Origin of the sequence: Streptomyces sp. ADI95-16, assembly GCF_003721495.1 — a bacterium.
Taxonomy (GTDB): Bacteria; Actinomycetota; Actinomycetes; order Streptomycetales; family Streptomycetaceae; genus Streptomyces; species Streptomyces goshikiensis.
This window is the reverse complement of record NZ_CP033581.1, coordinates 4,169,861-4,191,970: the sequence shown is the minus strand read 5'-3', so window position 1 is coordinate 4,191,970 and position 22,110 is coordinate 4,169,861. Positions and strand designations below refer to the sequence as shown.

General features: G+C 69.9%; 22 protein-coding genes and 1 riboswitch. Of the genes, 11 read left to right on the top strand and 11 right to left on the bottom strand.

Annotated elements, in window-relative coordinates:
* Positions 1-8: 8 nt before the first annotated feature.
* Positions 9-902: a GNAT family N-acetyltransferase gene (locus EES41_RS18495; protein WP_254211493.1), complete on the bottom strand. Its 894-nt coding sequence runs from the start codon at positions 900-902 to the stop codon at positions 9-11.
* Between the two features lie 179 nt (positions 903-1,081).
* Here EES41_RS18495 and EES41_RS18490 point away from each other — a divergent pair, with 179 nt between their 5' ends.
* Positions 1,082-1,732: an HAD family phosphatase gene (locus EES41_RS18490; RefSeq protein ID WP_123079545.1), complete on the top strand. Its 651-nt coding sequence runs from the start codon at positions 1,082-1,084 to the stop codon at positions 1,730-1,732.
* Positions 1,656-3,062 (top strand): globin domain-containing protein, encoded by a 1,407-nt coding sequence (locus EES41_RS18485; RefSeq protein ID WP_123079544.1) that lies wholly within the window; start codon positions 1,656-1,658, stop codon positions 3,060-3,062. The genes EES41_RS18490 and EES41_RS18485 overlap by 77 nt, the downstream gene beginning before the upstream one ends.
* Before the next feature lie 65 nt (positions 3,063-3,127).
* Here EES41_RS18485 and EES41_RS18480 read toward each other — a convergent pair whose 3' ends face one another.
* From EES41_RS18480 to EES41_RS18460, 5 genes are all read right to left on the bottom strand, one after another.
* Positions 3,128-3,607, bottom strand: coding sequence for an NUDIX domain-containing protein (locus EES41_RS18480; protein ID WP_123079543.1), 480 nt, complete (start codon positions 3,605-3,607; stop codon positions 3,128-3,130).
* A 60-nt stretch (positions 3,608-3,667) separates the two neighbouring features.
* Positions 3,668-4,573, bottom strand: a complete 906-nt coding sequence (locus EES41_RS18475) for a LysR family transcriptional regulator (RefSeq protein WP_123079542.1) — start codon at positions 4,571-4,573, stop codon at positions 3,668-3,670.
* Positions 4,574-4,771: 198 nt separating this feature from the next.
* On the bottom strand, positions 4,772-5,935 hold the full coding sequence (locus EES41_RS18470; protein WP_123082549.1) for a cystathionine gamma-lyase: 1,164 nt from the start codon (positions 5,933-5,935) through the stop codon (positions 4,772-4,774).
* Positions 5,936-5,966: 31 nt separating this feature from the next.
* Positions 5,967-6,464: a low molecular weight protein-tyrosine-phosphatase gene (locus tag EES41_RS18465; RefSeq protein WP_123079541.1), complete on the bottom strand. Its 498-nt coding sequence runs from the start codon at positions 6,462-6,464 to the stop codon at positions 5,967-5,969.
* Positions 6,465-6,473: 9 nt separating this feature from the next.
* Complete coding sequence (locus EES41_RS18460; RefSeq protein ID WP_123079540.1) at positions 6,474-6,854, bottom strand: phage holin family protein; 381 nt, start codon at positions 6,852-6,854, stop codon at positions 6,474-6,476.
* A gap of 89 nt (positions 6,855-6,943) precedes the next feature.
* On the opposite strand from EES41_RS18460, the gene EES41_RS18455 reads away from it, so the two are divergent.
* The 4 genes from EES41_RS18455 (at position 6,944) to EES41_RS18440 (ending at position 9,223) form a co-directional block, all read left to right on the top strand.
* Positions 6,944-7,261: a cupin domain-containing protein gene (locus tag EES41_RS18455; RefSeq protein ID WP_008741687.1), complete on the top strand. Its 318-nt coding sequence runs from the start codon at positions 6,944-6,946 to the stop codon at positions 7,259-7,261.
* Between the two features lie 161 nt (positions 7,262-7,422).
* Positions 7,423-7,650 (top strand): DUF5326 family protein, encoded by a 228-nt coding sequence (locus tag EES41_RS18450; protein ID WP_174261699.1) that lies wholly within the window; start codon positions 7,423-7,425, stop codon positions 7,648-7,650.
* Between the two features lie 279 nt (positions 7,651-7,929).
* The gene (locus tag EES41_RS18445) at positions 7,930-8,676 is read left to right on the top strand and encodes an IclR family transcriptional regulator (protein WP_123079539.1); all 747 of its coding nucleotides are present in this window, start codon (positions 7,930-7,932) and stop codon (positions 8,674-8,676) included.
* Between the two features lie 97 nt (positions 8,677-8,773).
* Positions 8,774-9,223, top strand: a complete 450-nt coding sequence (locus EES41_RS18440) for an SsgA family sporulation/cell division regulator (RefSeq protein ID WP_073774019.1) — start codon at positions 8,774-8,776, stop codon at positions 9,221-9,223.
* 73 nt (positions 9,224-9,296) lie between these two features.
* Here the strand turns inward: EES41_RS18440 and EES41_RS18435 are convergent, their stop codons facing one another.
* Positions 9,297-10,709 carry a YibE/F family protein gene (locus EES41_RS18435; protein ID WP_123079538.1) on the bottom strand — a complete coding sequence of 471 codons (1,413 nt, stop codon included), beginning with the start codon at positions 10,707-10,709 and terminating at the stop codon, positions 9,297-9,299.
* Positions 10,710-10,748: 39 nt separating this feature from the next.
* Positions 10,749-10,895, top strand: a riboswitch (TPP riboswitch).
* On the opposite strand from EES41_RS18435, the gene thiC reads away from it, so the two are divergent.
* Positions 10,889-12,676 (top strand): phosphomethylpyrimidine synthase ThiC, encoded by a 1,788-nt coding sequence (thiC, locus tag EES41_RS18430; protein WP_008741692.1) that lies wholly within the window; start codon positions 10,889-10,891, stop codon positions 12,674-12,676. (Overlaps the previous riboswitch by 7 nt.)
* Positions 12,677-12,828: 152 nt before the next feature.
* On the top strand, positions 12,829-13,878 hold the full coding sequence (locus tag EES41_RS18425; protein WP_123082548.1) for an aldo/keto reductase: 1,050 nt from the start codon (positions 12,829-12,831) through the stop codon (positions 13,876-13,878).
* A gap of 132 nt (positions 13,879-14,010) precedes the next feature.
* Here the strand turns inward: EES41_RS18425 and EES41_RS18420 are convergent, their stop codons facing one another.
* The 3 genes from EES41_RS18420 to EES41_RS18410 all read right to left on the bottom strand — a co-directional run bounded on the left by EES41_RS18420 (position 14,011) and on the right by EES41_RS18410 (position 17,545).
* Positions 14,011-14,829, bottom strand: a complete 819-nt coding sequence (locus EES41_RS18420; protein WP_123079537.1) for a hypothetical protein — start codon at positions 14,827-14,829, stop codon at positions 14,011-14,013.
* Positions 14,830-14,978: 149 nt separating this feature from the next.
* On the bottom strand, positions 14,979-16,199 hold the full coding sequence (locus EES41_RS18415) for a metallophosphoesterase (protein WP_123082547.1): 1,221 nt from the start codon (positions 16,197-16,199) through the stop codon (positions 14,979-14,981).
* A gap of 230 nt (positions 16,200-16,429) precedes the next feature.
* The gene (locus EES41_RS18410) at positions 16,430-17,545 is read right to left on the bottom strand and encodes a LacI family DNA-binding transcriptional regulator (protein ID WP_123079536.1); all 1,116 of its coding nucleotides are present in this window, start codon (positions 17,543-17,545) and stop codon (positions 16,430-16,432) included.
* Positions 17,546-17,907: 362 nt separating this feature from the next.
* On the opposite strand from EES41_RS18410, the gene hisC reads away from it, so the two are divergent.
* Positions 17,908-18,990, top strand: coding sequence for a histidinol-phosphate transaminase (hisC, locus tag EES41_RS18405; protein ID WP_123079535.1), 1,083 nt, complete (start codon positions 17,908-17,910; stop codon positions 18,988-18,990).
* A 15-nt stretch (positions 18,991-19,005) separates the two neighbouring features.
* Here the strand turns inward: hisC and EES41_RS18400 are convergent, their stop codons facing one another.
* Positions 19,006-19,374 carry a cyclophilin-like fold protein gene (locus EES41_RS18400; RefSeq protein ID WP_123079534.1) on the bottom strand — a complete coding sequence of 123 codons (369 nt, stop codon included), beginning with the start codon at positions 19,372-19,374 and terminating at the stop codon, positions 19,006-19,008.
* Between the two features lie 190 nt (positions 19,375-19,564).
* Here EES41_RS18400 and EES41_RS18395 point away from each other — a divergent pair, with 190 nt between their 5' ends.
* Positions 19,565-21,070 carry a cytochrome ubiquinol oxidase subunit I gene (locus EES41_RS18395; RefSeq protein ID WP_008741699.1) on the top strand — a complete coding sequence of 502 codons (1,506 nt, stop codon included), beginning with the start codon at positions 19,565-19,567 and terminating at the stop codon, positions 21,068-21,070.
* A gap of 18 nt (positions 21,071-21,088) precedes the next feature.
* Positions 21,089-22,090 carry a cytochrome d ubiquinol oxidase subunit II gene (cydB, locus tag EES41_RS18390; RefSeq protein ID WP_123079533.1) on the top strand — a complete coding sequence of 334 codons (1,002 nt, stop codon included), beginning with the start codon at positions 21,089-21,091 and terminating at the stop codon, positions 22,088-22,090.
* The last annotated feature ends 20 nt before the right edge of the window (positions 22,091-22,110 follow it).

The following is a 22,110-nucleotide window of genomic DNA, read 5'->3' as shown; positions in this document are numbered from 1 at the left end:
GTCCTTTCTCAGCCGGCTGCCACGGTGAGGGGCGCCCAGCGGCGGGTCCAGTCACCCGGCAGGCCCGGGATGTCGCGGGTCATGACGGCGTTGAAGGCGATGGAGCCGAGGCCGCGGTCCTTGAGCCAGGCGAGGAGCTCCTCGTGGCGCTCGTCGACGTCGGTGCGCAGGGGCCGGTCGGTGGTGGCGGCGAGGGCGGTGACGAGTGCCTGGGCGCCGGCGGTGTCGCGGGCGATCAGGGGGCCGATGACATGGGTCTCCATGTTGGGCCAGAGGGCGGCGTAGCCGATGAGTTCGCCGGCCGGGTCCTCCGCGACCACGAGCCGGTCCGCGAAGGCGGGCAGCCGCGTGATCATGTGGGTCCGGTCGGCGCCGAAGACGTCGGCGTCCAGGCGGAGGATCCGGGAGAGGTCCTCGGCGGTGGCCGGCCGGACCTGGACGGCGGCCGGCGCGGGGGTGGTGTTCTCGGGGTCGTACGTGAACGTGCCCCGGAGCATCTCCGCGCGGCCCGTGGTGTCGAACCCGAGTTCCTCGTAGAGGGGCCGGCCGTAGGGGGTGGAGTGCAGGGTCAGCGGGATGCCCTTGAGTACGTCGTCACAGACGTGCGTCATCAGGCGGCGCCCGAGGCCCTGGCGGGCGTAGCGGTCGGCGACGAGGACCATCCCGATGGCGGCGAGGTCAGGCGCGGCGCGGTCGGGCCCGTACCGGGTGACGACGCAGGCGGCGGCGAGGCCCTGCCCGTCAGGGGCGTCGATGCCGTAGCCGTCGCCGGCGGCGAGGAGCAGCCCCCACTTGTGGTCCTCGCGGGGCCAGCCGCGGTCTTGGGACAGGTCGGCGCAGCGGCGGAGGTCCCCCGGTGTCAGCGCGCGGATCGGCAGTTCGGTGAGCTGTGGTGGTGTCACGGCCTCAGAGTGGATCATGGATGGGAGGTCGTCCAGAGGATTTGGAGTGGATGTTTCACGTGAAACATCCACATGCCTTCCGGGAAAGGGCTCGATGTTTCACGTGAAACACGCTGTTTCTCCCGCAGCTGACGTTCGGCAGTGCCCTGGGTGAAACGCACGGGCTAGCCTCCACTGTTATGACTCTCCTGCACCTCTTTGATCTCGACGGGACGCTGATGTACGGCTCGGCCGCGCCGGTCGAGATTTCCCGGCAGCTCGGCGTGAGTACGGAGATCGGCGAGCTGGAGCGCGCGTTCGCCGCGCGGGAGCTCACTCCTCAGGAGTTCTCGATCGCGGCACACGGGCTGTGGTCGGAGCTGACGCCGGTGCATGTCCGGGCCGCGTTCGACGGTGCTCCCTGGCTGTCGGGGATCCGCGAGGTGTGGCGGGAGATCCACGAGCGCGGGGACTACTGCGCGGTGATCTCGCTGTCTCCGTCCTTTTTCGTGGAACTGCTCCTGGAGTGGGGAGCGCACGCCGCCCATGGATCGGTCTACCCGTCGGTCCCGTTCACCGGGCCGTTGGACGTGGCGGGGATCCTGACGCCCGAGGGCAAGGTCGATGTGGCGGACCGGCTGTGCGAGCGGTTCGGGGTGAACCGGTCCCAGTGCGTCGCGTACGGGGATTCCCTGACGGATTCGGCGCTCTTCGAAGCGGTGCCGAGGTCGGTGGCGGTCAACGCGCGGCCCTATCTGGCGGAGCGTGCGACCTATGTCTATGAGGGGCGGGATCTGCGCGAGGCGTACCAGCTATTGGGGTTGGCACGCCCGGGAGTTGAGACATCCTAAGGGGAAGGAAGGTTCGAAACGCGGAATTCCCGCATTCCCCCGCAGGCCTCTCGGTCGGCTGGCACGCTGTGGAACCCGGAACCACGGATTCGAGGCCGTGGCGTGTGCAGACCCGACCGAGATGCTCGAAGCGAGGCACCGCATGGACGCTGCGCCCACCAGATCGGCAAGACCGAGGACGGGCCGGATACCCCCCCAGGGCGGTGAGGTCGAACCCTCTCCGGATGCCTTGCTCATCCGCAGGACCCTGGCGGAGATCGGACCCGTCGCCGACAAGATGACCTCGTATTTCTACGCCCTGGTGTTCACCAGGCACCCCGAAGTGCGGAGCATGTTCCCCGCGGCCATGGACATGCAGCGGGACCGGCTGCTGAAGGCCCTGCTCACGGCCGCGGAGCACATCGACGACCCGGACGTACTCGTCCCCTATCTGCGCCGGCTGGGCAGTGGCCACCGCAAGTACGGCACGATGGCGGGCCACTACCCGGTGGTCGGTGAGGCCCTGATCGGCGCGCTGGCCCGGTACGCGCAGCTGACCTGGGGGCCCGAGCCCCAGGCCGCGTGGGTGCGCGCCTACACCGCGATCTCTCAGATCATGATCGATGCCGCCGCGGAGGAGGAGCGGACGAGCCCGGCGTGGTGGCACGCGGAGGTGGTCTCCCACGATCTGCGCACCCCGGACATCGCGGTGCTGACGGTGCGCCCCGACCAGCCGTACCCGTTCGTCGCCGGCCAGTACACGAGCATGGAGACCCCGTGGTGGCCGCGCGTGTGGCGGCACTACTCCTTCGCCTCCGCCCCCCGTGCCGACGGGCTGCTGTCCTTCCACGTGAAGGCGGTGCCGGCGGGCTGGGTCTCCAACGCGCTGGTGCGGCACGCCCGGCCGGGCGATGTACTGCGGCTGGGTCCGCCGGCCGGGTCGATGGTGGTGGACCACAGCACCGACAACGGGATGCTCTGCCTGGGCGGCGGTACCGGCATCGCGCCGATCAAGGCCCTGATCGAGGATGTCGCCGAGCACGGCGAACGGCGCCCGGTGGAGGTCTTCTTCGGGGCGCGCTGTGACAACGACCTGTACGACAAGGACACCCTGCTGGGGCTGCAGCGTTCGCATCCGTGGCTGTCGGTGCGCCCGGTGGTCGGAGAGGGGCTGGCCGGCCAGCTGCCGCAGGCGGTCGGTGAGCACGGACCGTGGAGTTCGTACGACGCGTTCATCTCCGGGCCGTCGGCGATGATCCGCAGTGGCGTGGACGCCCTCAAGCGGATCGGGATCCCCGGAGACCGGATCCGGCACGACGCCGTGGAGGAACTGGAAGCCGTCGGAGGCTGAGGCCGACGAGGACTGAGGCCGACGGGCTTTCGCCGGCCCCAGACGTACCGCAGTCGGGACCCGGATCAGCCCAGGTCGGGGGCGTGCATGGCGCGTACCCCCTCGATGTTGCCGTCGAGGTAGTGGCGCAGGGACAGCGGGACGAGATGGACGGCGGCGATGCCGACCCGGCTGAACGGAACCCGGACGATTTCGTAGGTCCCGTCGGGCTGGTCGACCTCGGGTCCGTGCCGTTGGCCGGGGTCCATCGATTCGAGGTGGCAGACGAAGAAGTGCTGCACCTTCACACCGGTCACCCCGCCGTCGGCGATGTGCTCGATCGTGTCGACGAAGCAGGGCACCACATCGGTGATCTTCGCGCCGAGTTCTTCGTGGACCTCCCGGTGGAGGGCGTCGGTGACGGTGGCGTCCGAGGGCTCCACTCCCCCGCCGGGGGTGAGCCAGTAGGGATCGACGCCGGGCTTGGTGCGCTTGATGAGGATCAGGTCGTCACCGTCGAGCAGGATCGCGCGGGCGGTGCGTTTGACCACGGGACGTTCGGTCATGGGAGAAGAGTGGCCCAGGACTCCGCTTCTGAAACGCGCCGGGCCGCACAACCGGGGGGCTCACCAGTGCGCGGCGGCGCGCAGTAGCCGGTCGTGAGCGCGGGAGACATGGGAGAGGGCCAGGCTTCCGGCGCGGGCGACGAGGAACCAGGTGCGCAGCGGCGGTACGGCCGGCTCCAGCAGGGCGACGACCTCGCCGCGCGCGAGCGCGTCCCGACACAGGTAGCGGGGCAGTACGGCGAGCCCGGCGCCGCCCCGGACGCATTCCAGTACGGCGCGCAGGTCGGGGGCGACCACGGTGGCGGCGTCGGGCCGGGTGTCCGGCCGGGTGTCGAAGACGGCGGCCCAGTACCGGGTGACGAGGGGCAGCGATTCGTGGACCTCGACGAGCGGGATGCCGTCGAGGGCGGTCGGACCGCTTTCGCTCAGCCGGTCGGGGTCGACGAGCGCGGCCCAGTAGGGCGCGGCGACCAGCACGTGCTCCTCGTCGCACAGGGCGGTGGCGGTGAAGAGGGCGCGGCGCGGGCGGGCGGTGGTGGTGATGAGGTCGTGGTGGCCGGCGGCGAGTGCGTCGAGCAGCTCCTCGGATCCGGCCCGCAGGACGGTGCGCAGGGTGTGGCCCTGGCCGACGAGGGGCGCGAGGGCGGGGAGCACGCGCAGGGACAGGAACTCGGGAGGCCCGGCGATGTGCAGGGTGCGGGGTGCGCCGGCGTCCTCCCGCTCGGTCTCGGTGATGCGCAGCAGCGCGTCGAGGTGGGGGGCGGCCTTGTGGGCGAGCTCGTCACCGACGGCGGTGGGGGTGACGCCGCGGGCCCGACGGTGGAACAGCGGTCGGCCCAGCTGGCGTTCGAGGGTGCGGATCTGTGAGGTGACGGCGGGCTGGGACAGCCCGAGCAGTGCGGCGGCCCGGGTGAACGAGCCCGCCCGGTGCACGGCGACGAAGGTGCGCAGCAGGGCCAGGTCCATGTCGGCCCCTCTCGGTGGGGGCCTACAACTATAAATATGTCGATAGGCCCCTGTCGTTACCGTGATTGGACTCTGACAGAGGGTCAACTAGCCTTGTGCCCGTGGTTCTTCGCGCGCGGAACCCGGGGCGGTCCGAGCCACCAGGGGGGAGGCTCGGATCGCCCGTCCGCGCGAGCGCGGCGCCTGCGGCCCCGCCGGTCAGCCGGCCGGGCCCGCCGAGTCCAGGGCCCGCAGGACGTCGCCGACCAGGTCCTCGGTGTCCTCGGCGCCCGCGGAGAAGCGGATGAACCCTTCCGGCACGGCGTCACCTCCCCACCGTCCGCGCCGCTCCGCGGTGGACCGTACGCCGCCGAAACTGGTGGCGTCCTCGACCAGCCGCAGGGCGCTCATGAACCGTTCCGCGTGCCGGCGGTCGGGCAGGGTGAAGGAGACGACCGAGCCGAAGCCGGCCATCTGCCGCGCGGCGGTCTTGTGGGAGGGGTCCGAGGGCAGCCCCGGGTAGCGCAGCCCGGTGACCTCGCCGCGGTCGGCCAGCGCTTCGGCGACGGCCAGGGCGTTGGCCCACTGGCGCTGGGCGCGCAGCTGGATGGTGGCCAGGGAGCGGTGGGCGAGCCAGGCCTCCATGGGACCCGGGATCGCGCCGACGATCTTGCGCCAGCGGCGGACGGCCGCGGCGAGCTCGGGGTCGCGGCAGACGACGTAGCCGAGCAGCAGGTCGCCGTGGCCGGTCAGGCCCTTGGTGCCACTGGCGACGGAGAAGTCGGCGCCGAGTTCCAGGGGCCGCTGGCCTAGCGGGGTGGCCAGGGTGTTGTCGACGGCGACGAGCGTGCCGCCGGCATGGGCGGCCTCGACCAGGCGGCGTACGTCGCAGACGTCGAGTCCCGGGTTGGACGGGGTCTCGATCCACAGCAGCCGGGCGCCTTCGAGAGCGCCGAGCTGGGCGTCGTTCCCGGTCGGGGCGGTGCGTACGAGGACCCCGTAGGCCTCCAGCTGCTCCCGGAGCAGGGGCAGCGCCTGGTAGCCGTCGTCGGGGAGGACGACGGTGTCGCCGGTGCGCGTCTGGGAGAGGAGGACGGCGGAGATCGCGGCCATCCCGGAGGCGAAGACGATGGTCTGCGCGCCGTCCGGGCCGGGCGCCTCCAGCTCCCCGATGGCCCGCTCCAGCAGGGTCCAGGTGGGGTTGGTGTCGCGGCCGTACGTGTACGGGCCCTCGACATCGCCCGGGAGGTGGAAGTGCGCGGCGAAGACGGGTCCGGGCAGGGGCGGTTCGTTCTTGACGGGCTCGGGCAGTCCGGCGCGCACGGCGCGGGTGCCGTCGCCGATCCGGTCGGTCCCGGCCTGTTCGGGGGTGCGGTCGGTCACGGTGAGGTGCTCCTTCGCGGCGTGGCGGACTTCACGGCTCAACGGCGCCGGCCCGCACGGCCTCGCGTACGGCGTCCAGCAGGCCCGGACTGGCCGCCTCGATCAGCTCCAGGCAGTCCTCGAACCCGTCGAGGGCGCCGTAGTAGGGATCCGGTACGTCGGTCTCGGTGGCCCGGGCGGACGGATCGTAGGACCGCAGCAGCCGTACCTTGGCGGCGTGTCCGGGGGTGGGCGCGAGGGCCCGGAGGTCCCGCAGATGGGCGGCGTCGAGGGCGATGACGAGGTCGAGACGGTCGAACCAGGAGGACCGGAACTGCCGTGCCCGGTGGTCCTGCTCGTATCCGGCGGCCTCCAGGACGGCGATGGTGCGCGGGTCGGCGCCGTCCCCCTCGTGCCAGCCGCCGGTGCCGGCGCTGTCCACCTCGACCAGGCCGTCGAGCCCGGCTTCGGTGACGTGGGAGCGGAAGACGGATTCGGCCATGGGCGAGCGGCATATGTTGCCGGTGCAGACGAAACAGACGCGGTACACGGTGCTTGCTCAGTCCTTGTCGGGCAGGACCATGTTCACGGCCCAGGAGACGACGGAGATGATCAGGCCGCCGACGACGGCGGTCCAGAAACCGTCCACGTGGAAGCTGAGGTCGAGCTGCTTGGCCAGCCACGAGGTCAGCAGCAGCATCAGGGCGTTCACGACGAGGGTGAACAGCCCGAGGGTAATGACGAACAGCGGCAGCGAGAGCAGCCTCACCACCGGCTTGACGATGAAGTTGACCAGTCCGAAGACCAGTGCGACCAGGATCAGGGTAAGTGTGCGGCGGCCCAGGCTGCTGCCGTCGTCGAGGGTGATGCCGGCGAGGAGCCACACGGCGACGGCCAGGGCCGCCGCGTTGGCGAGCGTCTTGACTACGAAATTGGTCATGTGTCTGATCGTGGCAGAGAAGATCCCGGCGGGACATCGGCAGATCAGCGGATGCCGCGGCACAAGAGAGCACAAGGGGCACAAGGACGATGAAAGCGTTCCGGCTGGACGAGCTCGAAGCGGAGCGGGCCGCCAACGACGGCGCCTATCTGCAGTTCCTGCGGGAGCGCAACATGTCGGTCGGCCTGTACGCGCTCGACGCGGGGCAGACCGACCCCCAGCAGCCGCACCGTCAGGACGAGGTGTACTTCGTCGTGAGCGGCCGCGCCTCGATCACGGTCGGGGAGGAGACGACGACGGTGGCGAACGGGAGCGTGGTCTACGTTCCGGCCGGTGTGCCCCACAAGTTCCACCACATCACGGAGAACCTGAAGGTGATGGTGGTCTTCTCCCCGCCGGAGAACTGAGGGGGAGCGGGGCGCCGGGGAGTACCAGGGAGTGAGGGGCGCGGCCCTGGTCCCCCTAGGGGCCGGATCAGGGGACTCCGGGGGCTCGCGGGCCCCCGCTCGGACCGGTGGACTCCTAGCATCGGGAGCAGGAAGTCACGGACGAGGAAGAGGTTGTGGACATGGACGGGATCCGGCAGATATTCGCGGGCATGCCCTGGTGGGTGAAGTGGGTCGCTGTTCCGCTGCTCGTGCTCTTCGTGTTCGGCGGTGTGATCACCAGCATCATCGGCGCCCTCATCGGATTCGTGTTCAAGCTGCTGCTGCTCGCCGCTCTCGTCGGCGGTCTGATCTTCGTGGTGAAGAAGTTCACCGGCGGCGGCGCGAAGTCCTCCTCCGGGGAGTGGTAGTTCGGCCCGGTCCGGGCCGTACCGGGATTGACCCAGGTGAGGGAACGTGAGGGGCCAAACCCCTCACGGGCCGGGAATCGGTGGATAGAGTGGCAATCTGTGCCGATCCCTGGGCACCGACTAGTCGGTAACACCGCCCCTGACCTGCGGTTGTACAGAGCAGCTGGCGCGTACGCCCCCAGGAGCCACGGCATACGCGGGGGCGGCCCCCGCAGGGTGGGCCCCAAGGCCCGCCGCCACGCTTGGGGGTGAGCTTTGGCTGCGGTTCACAATGCCGGTGTGCCGACCCTGATCGGTTCGGTGCAGAGGGCGCTGAGGCTGCTCGAAGCGGCGGGATCCCACAGCGAGGGAGCCCCGGCGAAGCAACTGGCGCGCGAAGCCGGGCTCCCGCTTCCCACCGCGTACCACCTGCTGCGCACCCTGACGCACGAGGGCTACCTGCGCCGGGAGGGCGGAGTCTTCGTGCTCGGCCCCGCCGCCGGAAGGCTCGCCGACGGGGGACTCCAGCAGAAACGTCGCAGCATGATCGTCGACTCGCTCGCGTACTTCCGCGACGCGGTCGGGGCCCCTGTCTACTTCGCGGCGTACCGCGAGGGTGAGATCGAGCTGATCGCCGTATCGGACACTCCGGACGGCCCGGCCTGCGAGGAGTGGGCCGATTTCCGCGCGACCGGCCATGCGCACGCCATCGGGCAGTGTCTGCTGAGCCAGCTCGACGAGAGGGCGCGCAAGGACCACTACGATCGGCACCCGGTCGGGGCCATCACGCCGTACACAGTCGCCGACCTGCGCTCTTTGGAGAACCGGATCGCCGCGATGGGGCGGAATCGGCCTGTGGTCGAGCGGCAGGAGTACGCCCTGGGAACGGTGTGCGCGGCCATCCCGATCACCGCCGGGGACACCGTCGCGACCATGGCCATTTCTCTACCACTGCATCAGGAAGAACGATTGCTGTATGTAGTCGATCGACTACGGAGTGAAGTAGGCGCGCTGTTGAGCACCCTCTCGTTCTCTATCAGTATCTGAAAACTCACTCCTTGTGATCTGCTCGTGCTTCCACCACTCTTGTCAAGAGAGCCTGGGGGGATCAATCTTGGCCACTTCCACTACAGCGGGGTAGGCAATGCGCGAGTCGGTACAGGCAGAGGTCATGATGAGCTTCCTCGTTTCCGAGGAGCTCGCGTTCCGGATTCCCGTGGAACTCGGGTACGAAGCCCGTGACCCCTACGCGGTCCGCCTGACCTTCCACCTTCCCGGAGACGCGCCCGTGACCTGGGCGTTCGGCCGGGAACTCCTCCTCGACGGCATCAACAAGCCATGTGGTGACGGTGATGTGCACATCGCGCCCACCAGTCCCGAGGGCCTGTCCGATGTCCACATCCGCCTTCAGGTCGGCGGCGACCGGGCGTTGTTCCGCGCGAGCGCGGCGCCCCTCGTCGCGTTCCTCGACCGCACCGACCGGCTGGTCCCCCTCGGTCAGGAGCGCAATCTCGGGGACTTCGAGGAGAGCCTGGACGAGGCACTCTGCAAGATCCTGGCCGAGTCGCGGCAGAACGAGCAGAACGCGGGCTGACCGGGGCCGAAACGCCGGTCCGGAGCGGCCGGTGCGGAGCGGCTCGGACTGATCCGAAGCGGGCGGGCCCGTGTCAGCGCTTGCGCCGCCGGCCCCGGCCGCCGAGGACCGGTCCCGAGGCCGGTGCGGCGTCCGGGGATCCCGGCCGGTCCGCGGAGACCACCAGCGCGGCCAGGGCGGTCGTCACCGGGACCGAGGCCACCAGGCCGATCGAGCCCACGAGCGTCCGTACGATCTCCTCCGCGACCAGCTCGCTGTTGGCCACCGAGCCCACGCTGCTGTTGGCGATGGAGAACAGCAGCAGCAGCGGCAGCGCCGCGCCCGCGTACGCCAGGACCAGCGTGTTGACCACCGACGCGATGTGGTCGCGGCCGATCCGGATGCCCGCCCGGTACAGGGCCCGGGGCCCCATGGTGGGGTCGGCCTGGCGGAGCTCCCAGACCGCCGAGGTCTGGGTGACCGTCACGTCGTCGAGGACGCCCAGCGATCCGATGATGACACCGGCGAGGAGGAGACCGCTCATGTCGATGTTCGGGTAGAGCCCGTGGATCAGCCCGGTGTTGTCGTCGGTGTTGCCGCTGAGGAACGCCCAGTCGATGAACCCCGAGCCCAACAGCCCGATCAGCAGCAGCGAGACGAGCGTGCCGAGGACGGCGACCGAGGTACGGGCGGTCAGCCCGTGGCACATGTACAGGGCGATCAGCATGATGGCGCTGGCCCCGACGACCGCGACGACCAGCGGATTCGAGCCCTGCAGGATCGCCGGCAGGATGAAGAGGGTCAGTACCGCGAAGCTGACGCCGAGCGCGATCAGGGCGAACAGCCCGCGCATCCGGCCGACCAGGACCACCGCCACGGCGAAGATGCCGGCCAGCACCGCCATCGGGAGCTTGCGGTTCACGTCGATCACGGAGTACTGGAGGTCCCGGGGGGCGTCGGGCGCGTACGCCACCACCACCTCCTGGCCGTCCGCCAACTGCCGCGGTGCGCCGGGCTGGACGATCTCGATGAAGGTGCGGCCCTTCTCCGGACCGCTGACGACCTCGACGGTCGCCTTCTTGCACTCGCCGGTCTGCGCGGCCCGTGCCTCGCGCCCCTCGGGAGTGGAGACGTCGGCGGTGGGAGGCACCTGCGAGGCGTTCACGGACTTGCAGTCGACCCGCTCCAGGGCGGTCACCTCGCCCTGCTGGGTCTGCCGGTCGAAGCCCACCCCCGAGCGCTCGTGGGCGGGAGCACCGCCCGGCCAGAGCACCATCAGGCCGATGACGACGGCGGCGGCGAAGGGGATCAGCACGGCGGCGATGACCTTGCGCAGGTGCTTCGAGACGGGGGCCGCCGGGCCGTGACTGTGGCTGTGGGAATGCCCGTGGCCGGCTCCTGGGGCAGTGTGCGAGTGCCCGGAATGGCCAGAGGGTTCGGTGTGCTCGATGGGGGGCTGCGGCGAGATCGTCACTGCCCGATCATCGCAAGAGATGAGGGGGCCCACTGTTCAGCACGCCATAGATGACGCTAGCGTGGGGGCACCTTTGCACAACGCGGGAGCTCGGAGCACCGGGCTGAGAGGGCGCTGATCACCGTAGGCGCGTCGACAGACGCGCACGGGAAGAGGCTGCGCCGACCGCCGAACCTGTTACCGGGTAATGCCGGCGTAGGGAGATAGGTCTCATGACCATTCAGGACGCACGCACGCCTGCCGTCAGCCAGGACGCCGACGGCCAGACCGAGCGCCAGCCGGGCTGGCACAAGGGCTACGTCGCGGGCTCCCGCCCCGACATCCGGGTGCCGGTCCGCCAGGTCCACCTCACCAACGGAAAGGACGTGACGCTCTACGACACGTCCGGGCCGTACACCGACCCGCAGATCGAGACCGATGTGCGCCGGGGCCTCGCCCCGCTGCGCGAGAACTGGATCATCGGCCGCGGCGACACCGAGGAGTACGCGGGCCGTCCCGTGCGCCCCGAGGACGACGGCATCAAGCACACCTCGCCGCGCGGTGGCCTCAAGAACCTCGACGCGGTCTTCCCGGGCCGCCCCCGCCAGCCCCGCCGGGGCCGTGGCGGCGCCGCCGTCACACAGCTCGCGTACGCCCGCCGCGGTGAGATCACCCCGGAGATGGAGTACGTCGCGATCCGCGAGAACGTCTCCCCCGAGGTCGTCCGCGAGGAGATCGCCGCAGGCCGCGCGGTGCTCCCTGCGAACGTGAACCACCCGGAGATCGAGCCGATGATCATCGGTAAGAAGTTCCTGGTGAAGGTCAACGCCAACATCGGCAACTCCGCCGTCACCTCCTCCATCGAGGAGGAGGTCGACAAGATGACCTGGGCGACCAAGTGGGGCGCCGACACGGTCATGGACCTCTCCACCGGCCGCAACATCCACACCACCCGCGAGTGGGTGCTGCGCAACTCGCCCGTGCCGATCGGCACCGTGCCGCTCTACCAGGCGCTGGAGAAGGTCGACGGCCGGGCCGAGGACCTGACCTGGGAGATCTACAAGGACACGGTCATCGAGCAGGCCGAGCAGGGCGTCGACTACATGACGGTCCACGCCGGCGTGCTGCTCCCGTACGTCCCGCTGACCGCCCGCCGCAAGACCGGCATCGTCTCGCGCGGCGGCTCGATCATGGCCGCGTGGTGCCTGGCGCACCACAAGGAGAACTTCCTCTACACGAACTTCGAGGAGCTCTGCGAGATCCTCGCGACGTACGACGTCACGTACTCGCTGGGCGACGGCCTGCGCCCCGGCTCCATCGCGGACGCCAACGACGCGGCGCAGTTCGCGGAACTGAAGACGCTGGGCGAGCTGAACACGATCGCCAAGCGCCACAACGTGCAGACGATGATCGAGGGCCCGGGCCACGTCCCGATGCACAAGATCAAGGAGAACATCGACCTCCAGCAGGAGATCTGCGAAGAGGCGCCGTTCTACACGCTCGGCCCGCTGACCACTGACGTCGCGCCCGCCTACGACCACATCACCTCCGGCATCGGCGCGGCGATGATCGCCTGGTGGGGCACCGCGATGCTCTGCTACGTCACGCCGAAGGAGCACCTGGGCCTGCCGAACCGCGACGACGTGAAGACCGGCGTCATCACGTACAAGATCTCGGCGCACGCGGCCGACCTGGCCAAGGGCCACCCGGGCGCTCAGGAGTGGGACGACGCCCTGTCGGACGCGCGGTTCGAGTTCCGCTGGGAGGACCAGTTCAACCTGGCCCTCGACCCGGACACCGCCCGCGAGTTCCACGACGAGACCCTGCCGGCCGAGCCGGCGAAGACCGCGCACTTCTGCTCCATGTGCGGTCCGAAGTTCTGCTCGATGAAGATCTCGCAGGACATCCGCCGGGAGCACGGCGGCGACCTGAAGGCTGATGAGATCCAGGCGGGCATGGCGGAGAAGTCCGCCGAGTTCGCGGCGAGTGGCAACCGCGTGTACCTGCCGCTGGCCGACTGACCCGGCCGGCATGAGCGCGGTGAGCGCCGCGCCGGGGGGCGGAGGGGACTCCCCGGAGCGGCGCTCCCGCACGCCCGGACCCGGGCGGGACGCGCGGCCCGCGGCCCTTGCGCTGGAGTGCGCTCCAGCTCCTACAGTGCGTGCCCATGACCATGCGCTACAGAAATCTCGGTGGGACCGGCATTGAGGTGAGCGCCCACTGCCTGGGCACGATGATGTTCGGGGCGGTCGGGAACCCGGATCACGCGGAGTGCGCGCGGATCCTCCATGCCGCCCTCGATCGGGGCATCAACTTCGTCGACACCGCGGACATGTACTCCGCCGGGGAGTCCGAGGAGATCGTCGGCAAGGCGCTCAAGGGGCGCCGGGACGAGGTCGTCCTCGCGACCAAGGTCCACTTCCGGATGGGGGAGGGACGCAACCGCAGCGGGAACTCACGGCGTTGGATCGTGCGCGCGGTCGAGGACAGCCTGCGGCGGCTGGACACCGAGTGGATCGACCTCTACCAGGTGCACCGGCCGGACCACTCGACCGACATCGAGGAGACGCTGTCCGTACTGGGCGATCTGGTGCGGGCCGGGAAGATCTGCGCCTTCGGATGCTCCACGTTTCCCGCCGAGGACATCGTCGAGGCGCACCACGTCGCCGAGCGGCGGGCACTGGCGAGGTTCCGGACCGAGCAGCCGCCGTACTCGATCCTCGCGCGCGGCATCGAGGCCGATGTACTGCCCGTCGCGCGGCGGTACGGGATGGGTGTGCTGACGTGGAGTCCGCTCGCCTCCGGGTTCCTGAGCGGCAAGTACCGGCTCGGCGGGCCCGTTGACCTGACCCAGGGCCGCGCGGCGCTGACGCCGGCGCGGTTCGATCCGGCGATCCCGGGCAACGTCGCGAAGCTGGAGGCGGTGGAGCGGCTCGTCGAACTCGCCGACTCCATCGGCCGCACCTTGCCGGAGCTGGCCGTCGCCTTCCCGGTGGCGCACCCGGGTGTCACCTCGGTCATCATCGGCCCGCGGACCATGGAGCAACTGGAGGCCCTGGTGAACGGCGCCGATCTGGTGCTCGACGACGCGGTCCTCGACCGGATCGACGAGATCGTCCCGCCCGGCACGAACCTCTACCGCCCGGACGGGGTCTGGCAGCCGCCGTCCCTGACGGACCTCGCGCAGCGGCGCCGGCCGCTGGGAGACCGATCGGCCGGCTAGGCGGTCTGGTGCTGTGACCGGAAGGGTTCACAGCACTTGCTGGCGTAGGGGCCGAGGGAGCGGTTCTGGCGCTTCCTGGCGGCCTCCCGGAGGCCTCCCGCGCCGATGTTTCACGTGAAACAGGGGCCGGCGTCACTCCGGCTCGCGGTCCGGGCCGCCGAAGTCCGGGCTCGTGAAGTCCGGCGGTGTGTAGCCGGGCCGGGGCCCCTGCGAGGCGGAACCCGGGCTGGTGAAGTCGGGCCGGGTGTATCCCAGATCGGGGATGCGCCCGGCCCGCGGCGTACGCGGTACCGGATAGCCCGGCCCCGCGCTCGGGTCGGCCAGCGCGTCCCGCAGGAACGGCACGATGCTCCGCTCCAGGAGGGCGTGGCGCCAGGCTTCCCGGGCCCGCGAGAGCTCGTCGGGTATGGACACCGTCTCCTGTGCCGACACCTCGGTCGAGCCGTTGCGGACGGCCGTCACCAGCAGTCCGATCACCGCGAAGAGCAGCCCGGCGACGGTGAGGGCGCCGAACAGCCAACCCGCCGTCAGCATCGTCTCAGCGAAGGCCGGTTCGGGCTCGATCAGCTTCAGGCTGTAGCCGATCAGCAGGAAGATCAGCATGGCGGTGCCGGCGAGGACCGGCGCGAGAACCGCGACGACCGCGCCGGCGCCCGCGCCGCCGCCGGCGTCCAGGCCGGTGTCCTCGTCCCCCGTCGTACGGGGAGCCGACAGGGCCTCGTCGCGCAGGTCCTCACGGACCTTCACGTAGTGGTCGTACTCGGCCGCCGCCGCGGCGGTCAGCAGCGCCCGGGCACCCATGGCCATGGTGCGCAGCTGTTCGGCGTTCAGACGTTCGCCGAGCGTGGCGAGCTCGGGCCGGTCGTGCGCGGTGCGCAACGCCTCGTCGAGGAGCCGATCGAACTCCGGTCGGTCTTCGGACAGCAGGTGCGGAGCGCTGGTCATGTGCATCCCCCGATGCTCCGTAGATGCCGGTTTGCCCGCGTAGAACCCGGGCGCCGGCACAAACGGAGGAGAGCCTGCTACGGATAGAGCGATGGTAGAGCGACCATGCCACGAGGTGACAGGGGCTTTGCTGAAATACCCCTCCCCAAGGACGCTCAGTCACTCAGGGGGAGTTGCACGACGAGGAGCTTCCCGGCCATCGTCACACCACCGTCCATCGCGATGGCGAGGCCCTGCGCGTACACGTGCGGGCCGTCCACCGCCTCCGGGCCGCGCGGCTCGTCGCCGTCCTCGGTGCCCACCTCGCCGAGCAGGTACGGGATGGGGCTGTGCCCGTGCACGACGCGGCCGCCGCCGTAGGTGTCGAGGAGTTCGCGTACGGCCCCCGGGCCGGTCTCCTCGTCACGGAAGGCGAACCGCTTGGTGAACTTGCGGAACAGGTCCCAGGTGATGTCGGCGTCGTTGCGGTTGAGCAGCTCGTGGATGGTGTCGTTGACGTCCTCGACGGAGTCGCCGTAGTCGAGGTAGGCCGTCGTGTCGGAGTGCAGCAGCAGGTGCCCGTCCTCCAGGACGGCCGCGTCGAGCCGGGACATCCACTGGAGGTGGACGTCCTCCAGACGCTCCATGTCGGTGCGCTGGCCGCCGTTGAGGAGCCAGGCGGCCTGGAAGGTGGCGGTGCCTGCGCCGGAGGCCACGGGGGCGTCGCCGAACCGCTTGGCGCCGATCAGGAGCAGCTCGTGGTTGCCCATGAGGGCCTTGCAGTAGCCGCCGGAGGCGGCGGCCTCGGCGGACAGCCGCATCACGAGGTCGATGACGCCGATGCCGTCGGGGCCGCGGTCGGTGAAGTCACCGAGGAACCAGAGCCGGGCGTTGCCGGCCGACCAGTGGCGATCGGCGTCGATGAGGTTCTGGGCCTGGAGCTCGGTGACGAGTTCGTCCAGGTAGCCGTGCACGTCGCCGACCACGTAGAGCGGCCCGGGGCCGGCGGCCGCGGTTTCCTCGGGGACGTACTGGACCTGGACGGTGTCCCCCGGTCCACCGCGGCCGATGATCGGCAGGTCGCGTTGGGTGGGGGTGTAGCCCTCGAAGTCCTCGTCCCGGTCCGCGGGCTCGGGCGCGGCGGGCGGCGCGACTGGCGCGGGCGGCGCGTGATCGGGCTGCGCGGGCACGGACGCGGCGTAGCCCGGGCGCGCGGGCGCGACGGGGCTCTCTCCGTAGTACGCCGGGTACTCGCCGTAGACGGGAACCTCCCCGTCCAGGCCGGCGGACCCGGCGTACGGGGCGGGTTCGGTGACCGGAACCCGGAAGTCCCGCAGCGTCTCCGTCCGCATCGCGGGTCCCTGACCGGCCCCCTGAGTCATCGACCCCTCCACCACCGTCGCGCTGCCGTACACCTGCGGACCCTCCTGACCTCCGGGTCGGAGGGTCCGTGATGTCGTGCGCCCATCATAGGAATGCGGCTCGCGCTCTGTGACGCACCAGGGGTGGTGAATCCTGGCCGGAGCCGATCGTTCCTGCCGATTTCTCCCGATATCGGTATTGCGGAAATCTCGGCGGGGCCATCAGCCCCGCCTTGCGGTGCCCAAATCCGGGCCGGTGAGGGCGGTCAGTCCGACGCCGGAGAGCGGGGTGGGCTGACGGTCGTACGGGTCTGCCTGCGCTGGGAGGAGGTACGGATGATCAATTCGGTCGGGACGACCTGTTCGACGGGACGCCCCGTGCCGACCCCCTCGATGGCGTCGATCAGCAGCTGCACGACGGCGGTGCCGATGCGACGGGGTTTGAGGGACAGGGTGGTGATGGGCGGTTCGGTGTTGGCGTACACGGTGGACTCGCTGCAGCAGACGAGCAGCAGGTCCTCGGGGACGCGCAGGCCGTAGCGCCGGGCGGCGGCGAGCAGGTCGGTGCCGTTGGGGTCGAAGAGCCCGTACACGGCGTCGGGCCGGTCGGGGCGGGCGAGCAGGCGGTCGGCGGCGACGGCTCCCGCACACGGGTCGTGGGCGGGGTAGGACTCGTACACGGGGTCCTGGCCGATGCGCTCGCACCAGTTGAGGTAGGCGGTGGTGGAGAGCCGGGTGTAGGTGTCGGTGGTGGTGCCGGTCAGCAGCCCGATACGGCGGGCGCCGGCGGCGGCGAGGTGGTCGAGCAGGTTGAGGACGGCGGCCTCGTGGTCGTTGTCGACCCAGGCGGTGACGGGGAGGGAGCCGGCCGGGCGGCCGTCGGACACCACCGGCAGGCCTTGGCGGACCAGCTCGGTGACGACGGGATCGTGGTCGGAGGGGTCGATGACGACGGTGCCGTCGAGGGCCACGTTGGACCAGACGTCGTGTCGGGAGGTGGCGGGGAGGATGACGAGGGCGTAGCCGCGGGCGAGCGCCGCGGAGGTGGCGGCCCTGGCCATCTCGGCGAAGTACGCGAATTCGGTGAAGGTGAAAGGTTCATCCCCGTACGTCGTCACGGTCAGGCCGATGAGGCCGGACTTGCCGGTACGGAGGGTGCGGGCCGCGGCGGACGGGCGGTAGCCCAGCCGGTCGGCGACCTCGCGAACGTGGCGGCGGGTGGCGTCCGGCAGTCGCCCCTTGCCATTGAGCGCGTCGGAGACGGTCGTGATCGAGACGCCCGCCGCAGCGGCCACGTCCCTGATGCCTGCCCGGCCCTGTCGGCCGGCGGCCCGCCGGGTGGTCTCGGTCCGGCTCACCTGATGCTTCCCTGCTGCTGTCATGGCGAGCCGATAGTAGGGCTCGGGGGGCTGGGTGGTCCGGATGCATATGCACGCGTTGACAGGCACGTTTCTGCATGGTTCGCCACCCCCAATGACCTTGGAAACCAAGGTTCTTGGTCGCCCAGGGTGATTGGGGCGCTTGTCGGCGGGTCCGAGCATGCCAAAACGGAGCGGTTTGGGGTCGGTCTCAACTCACCTGCACGAGGGATGCGCGCCACGGCGCAGGCCACCGGCGCGCGCATATATGCGTGCGCTCCCCCGCATTCCTGGCGCCCTCCATTCTCGGAACGACGGAATCCTCATAAGGTGAGCAGTATTGAGTCGACGGCGACGTCGGACGGGACGGTCGAGGAGGACCTGCGGTGAGCGAGAAGAGCCCCAAGCTGCGCGCCGAGCTGGACGGCATTCCCACCTACAAGCCGGGCAAGCCCGCGGCCACGGGCGGGGCGATTGCGTACAAGCTGTCCTCGAATGAGAACCCCTATCCGCCGCTGCAAGGGGTGCTGGAGACCGCCGTCGCCGCGGCCGGCCAGTTCAACCGCTACCCCGACATGGCCTGCACCGGCCTGGTGAACGAGCTCGCGGAGCGCTTCGGGGTGCCGGTCGAGCACATCGCCACCGGTACCGGCTCGGTGGGTGTGGCCCAGTCGCTGATCCAGTCGACGGCCGGCCCGGGCGACGAGGTCATGTACGCCTGGCGCTCTTTTGAGGCTTACCCGATCATCACGCAGATCTCGGGTGCGACGTCCGTTGAGGTCCCGCTGACCGACGGGGACGTGCACGACCTGGACGCGATGGCCGCGGCGATCACCGACCGGACCCGGCTGATCTTCGTCTGCAACCCCAACAACCCCACCGGCACCGCGGTGCGCCGTGCGGAGCTGGAGCGGTTCCTGGACCGGGTGCCCTCGGACATCCTGGTGGTGCTGGACGAGGCGTACCGCGAGTTCGTCCGCGACACCGATGTGCCGGACGGCATCGAGCTCTACCGCGACCGCCCGAACGTCTGCGTGCTCCGGACGTTCTCCAAGGCGTACGGGCTGGCCGGCCTGCGGGTCGGCTTCGCGGTGGCGCACGAGCCGGTGGCCGCGGCGCTGCGCAAGACGGCCGTGCCCTTCGGCGTCAGCCAGCTCGCGCAGGACGCGGCGGTCGCCTCGCTGCGGGCCGAGGACGAGCTGATGGGCCGGGTCGGGTCGCTGGTGAGCGAGCGGACGCGGGTCCACGCGACGCTGCTCGCCCAGGGCTGGACGGTGGTCCCCGAGACGCAGGCGAACTTCGTGTGGATGCGGCTGGGGGAGCGGACCGCCGAGTTCGCGGCGGCCTGCGAGAAGGCCGGTGTGGTGGTCCGGCCCTTCGCGGGCGAGGGCCTGCGGGTCACGATCGGCGAGACCGAGGCGAACGACCTGTTCCTGCACACGGCGGCTGCGTTCTTCAAGGAGCTGTAGACCGGTAGGGGCCCGTTACGCCAGTTCCACGCGGACGGGGTCGCCGTCACGGACGGTGGACAGCAGGCGGGGGTCGCCGTCGAACGAGCCGAGCACGTTGCACGGGCTCGCCAGGCGGCTCTCGCCGCCGCGGGAGATGGGCGTCGGGCCGTAGGGGAGCGCGAGGGCGTTCCCCTCGGTCCAGAACGCGACGGTGCCCGGGTCGACGATCTGCCGGGCGTCGGGCTCCGGCGCCACGCGGACGCCGGTGTCGAAGTACACCTCCTCGCCCCAGGTGTTGGCGGACGCGGAGAGGGGGAGGGCTTCGGCCAGCGCCTTGCTGGTCGGAGTCTCTTCGAGGGTTGCGGTGAGCTGGCCGGAGGGCCAGGAGATGCGTATCTGCATGAGCCGCATTCAACAATCTGTTGAAGTTGTTGCCTAGAGGGACCCCCCCCGCGAAAGATCCGAAACCCTGTGCGCCATAATGCTTGTGAATGTGAACGCGTTCACAAGCGCGTCCTGTTTGTCCCGTACTGGGCGGGACATCACAGGCAAACTTCGGCTGTGACCGTGGCGACCCGAAGGAGACGACGACGTGGATCTGGCTCTGGCGCCGGAGACCCTGGCGCGATGGCAGTTCGGCATTACGACCGTCTATCACTTCCTCTTCGTCCCGCTGACGATCTCGCTCGCCGCGCTGGTCGCGATCCTGCAGACCGCGTGGGTGCGGACGGAGAAGGAGAAGTACCTCAAGGCGACGAAGTTCTGGGGCAAGCTCTTCCTGATCAACATCGCGATGGGTGTCGTCACCGGCATCGTCCAGGAGTTCCAGTTCGGCATGAACTGGTCCGACTACTCGCGGTTCGTCGGTGACATCTTCGGGGCGCCCCTGGCCTTCGAGGCGCTGATCGCGTTCTTCTTCGAATCGACCTTCATCGGCCTGTGGATCTTCGGCTGGGACAAGCTGCCGAAGAAGATCCACCTGGCCTGCATCTGGATGGTCTCGATCGGCACCGTCCTCTCCGCGTACTTCATCCTCGCGGCGAACTCCTGGATGCAGCACCCCGTCGGGTACCGCATCAACAAGGAGACCGGGCGCGCGGAGCTGACCGACTTCTGGCACGTGCTCACCCAGAACACCGCCCTCGCGCAGGTGTTCCACACGCTGACCGCGGCCGTCCTGACCGGCGGCGCCTTCATGGTCGGCATCGCCTCCTACCACCTGCTGCGCAAGAAGCACATCCCGGTGATGCGCACCTCGCTGCGGCTCGGCCTCGTCGCCGTCGTCATCGGCGGCCTGCTCACCGCGATCAGCGGCGACACCCTCGCCAAGGTCATGTTCAAGCAGCAGCCGATGAAGATGGCCGCCGCCGAGGCACTGTGGGACGGCGAGAACAGCGCGCCCTTCTCGGTCTTCGCCTACGGAGACGTGGACAAGGGCCACAACAAGGTCGCCATAGAGGTGCCCGGTCTGCTGTCCTTCCTGGCCGACAGCACCTTTGACTCGTTCGTGCCCGGCATCAACGACGTCAACAAGTCCGAGCAGGAGAAGTACGGGCCCGGGGACTACCGGCCCAACATCCCGGTCGCGTACTGGGGCTTCCGCTGGATGATCGGCTTCGGCATGGCCTCCTTCGCCATCGGCGCCGTGGGGCTGTGGCTGACCCGTCGCAAGTTCCTGCTGCCGCCGGCCCTGCGGACCGGCGAGGACGAGCGGCCGCACCTGGTCCCGTTCCACAAGCCGCTCAGCCCGCGCCTGACCCGGCTGTACTGGCTCACCGCGATCTGGACGCTCGGGTTCCCGCTGATCGCCAACTCCTGGGGCTGGATCTTCACCGAGATGGGCCGCCAGCCGTGGGTCGTCTACGGGGTCCTGCGCACCCGGGACGCCGTCTCGCCGGGTGTCTCCCAGGGTGAGGTCATCACCTCGATGGTCGTCTTCACCCTGCTGTACGCCGTGCTCGCGGTGATCGAGGTCCGGCTCCTCGTGAAGTACGTCAAGGCCGGCCCGCCGGAGCTCACGGAGGCCGACCTCAACCCGCCCACCAAGATCGGCGGGGACGACAACACCGCCGACAGGCCGATGGCCTTCTCGTACTGAGGCTGAGGAGACCACACCATGCAACTCCACGACGTCTGGTTCGTACTCATCGCCGTCCTGTGGACCGGCTACTTCTTCCTGGAGGGCTTCGACTTCGGCGTCGGCGTCCTGACCAAGCTGCTCGCCCGTGACCGCACCGAGAAGCGGGTCCTGATCAACACGATCGGACCCGTGTGGGACGGCAACGAGGTCTGGCTGCTCACGGCGGGCGGCGCGACCTTCGCCGCCTTCCCCGAGTGGTACGCCACCCTCTTCTCCGGCTTCTACCTGCCGCTGCTGCTCATCCTGGTCTGCCTCATCATCCGCGGTGTCGCCTTCGAGTACCGGCACAAGCGGCCCGAGGACAAGTGGCAGACCAACTGGGAACACGCGATCTTCTGGACCTCGCTGATCCCCGCGTTCATGTGGGGTGTGGCCTTCGCCAACATCACGCGCGGTGTGAAGATCGACGCGGACATGGAGTACGTCGGCAGCCTCTTCGACCTGCTGAACCCGTACGCGCTCCTCGGCGGCCTGGTCACCCTCACCCTGTTCACCTTCCACGGCGCGGTGTTCACCTCGCTCAAGACGGTCGGTGACATCCGGGACCGCTCGCGCGCCCTGGCCACCCGGCTGGGTGTGGTCACCGCGGTGCTGGCCCTCGGCTTCCTGATCTGGACCCAGCTCTCGCGCGGTGACGGCTGGAGCCTGATCGCGATGATCGTCGCCGTGGTGGCCCTGCTGGGCGCCCTCGGCTGCAATCTGGCGGGCCGCGAGGGCTGGTCGTTCGCCCTGTCCGGAGTCACCATCGCGGCCGCCGTCGCGATGCTGTTCCTGACGCTCTTCCCGAACGTCATGCCGTCCTCGCTGAACGACGCCTGGAACCTCACGGTCACCAACGCCTCGTCCAGTCCGTACACCCTGAAGATCATGACCTGGTGCGCGGGCGTGGCGACCCCGGTCGTCCTGCTCTACCAGGGCTGGACCTACTGGGTGTTCCGCAAGCGCATCGGCACACAGCACATCGCCGACGCGCACTGAGCCCCGCCCCACACCGATCG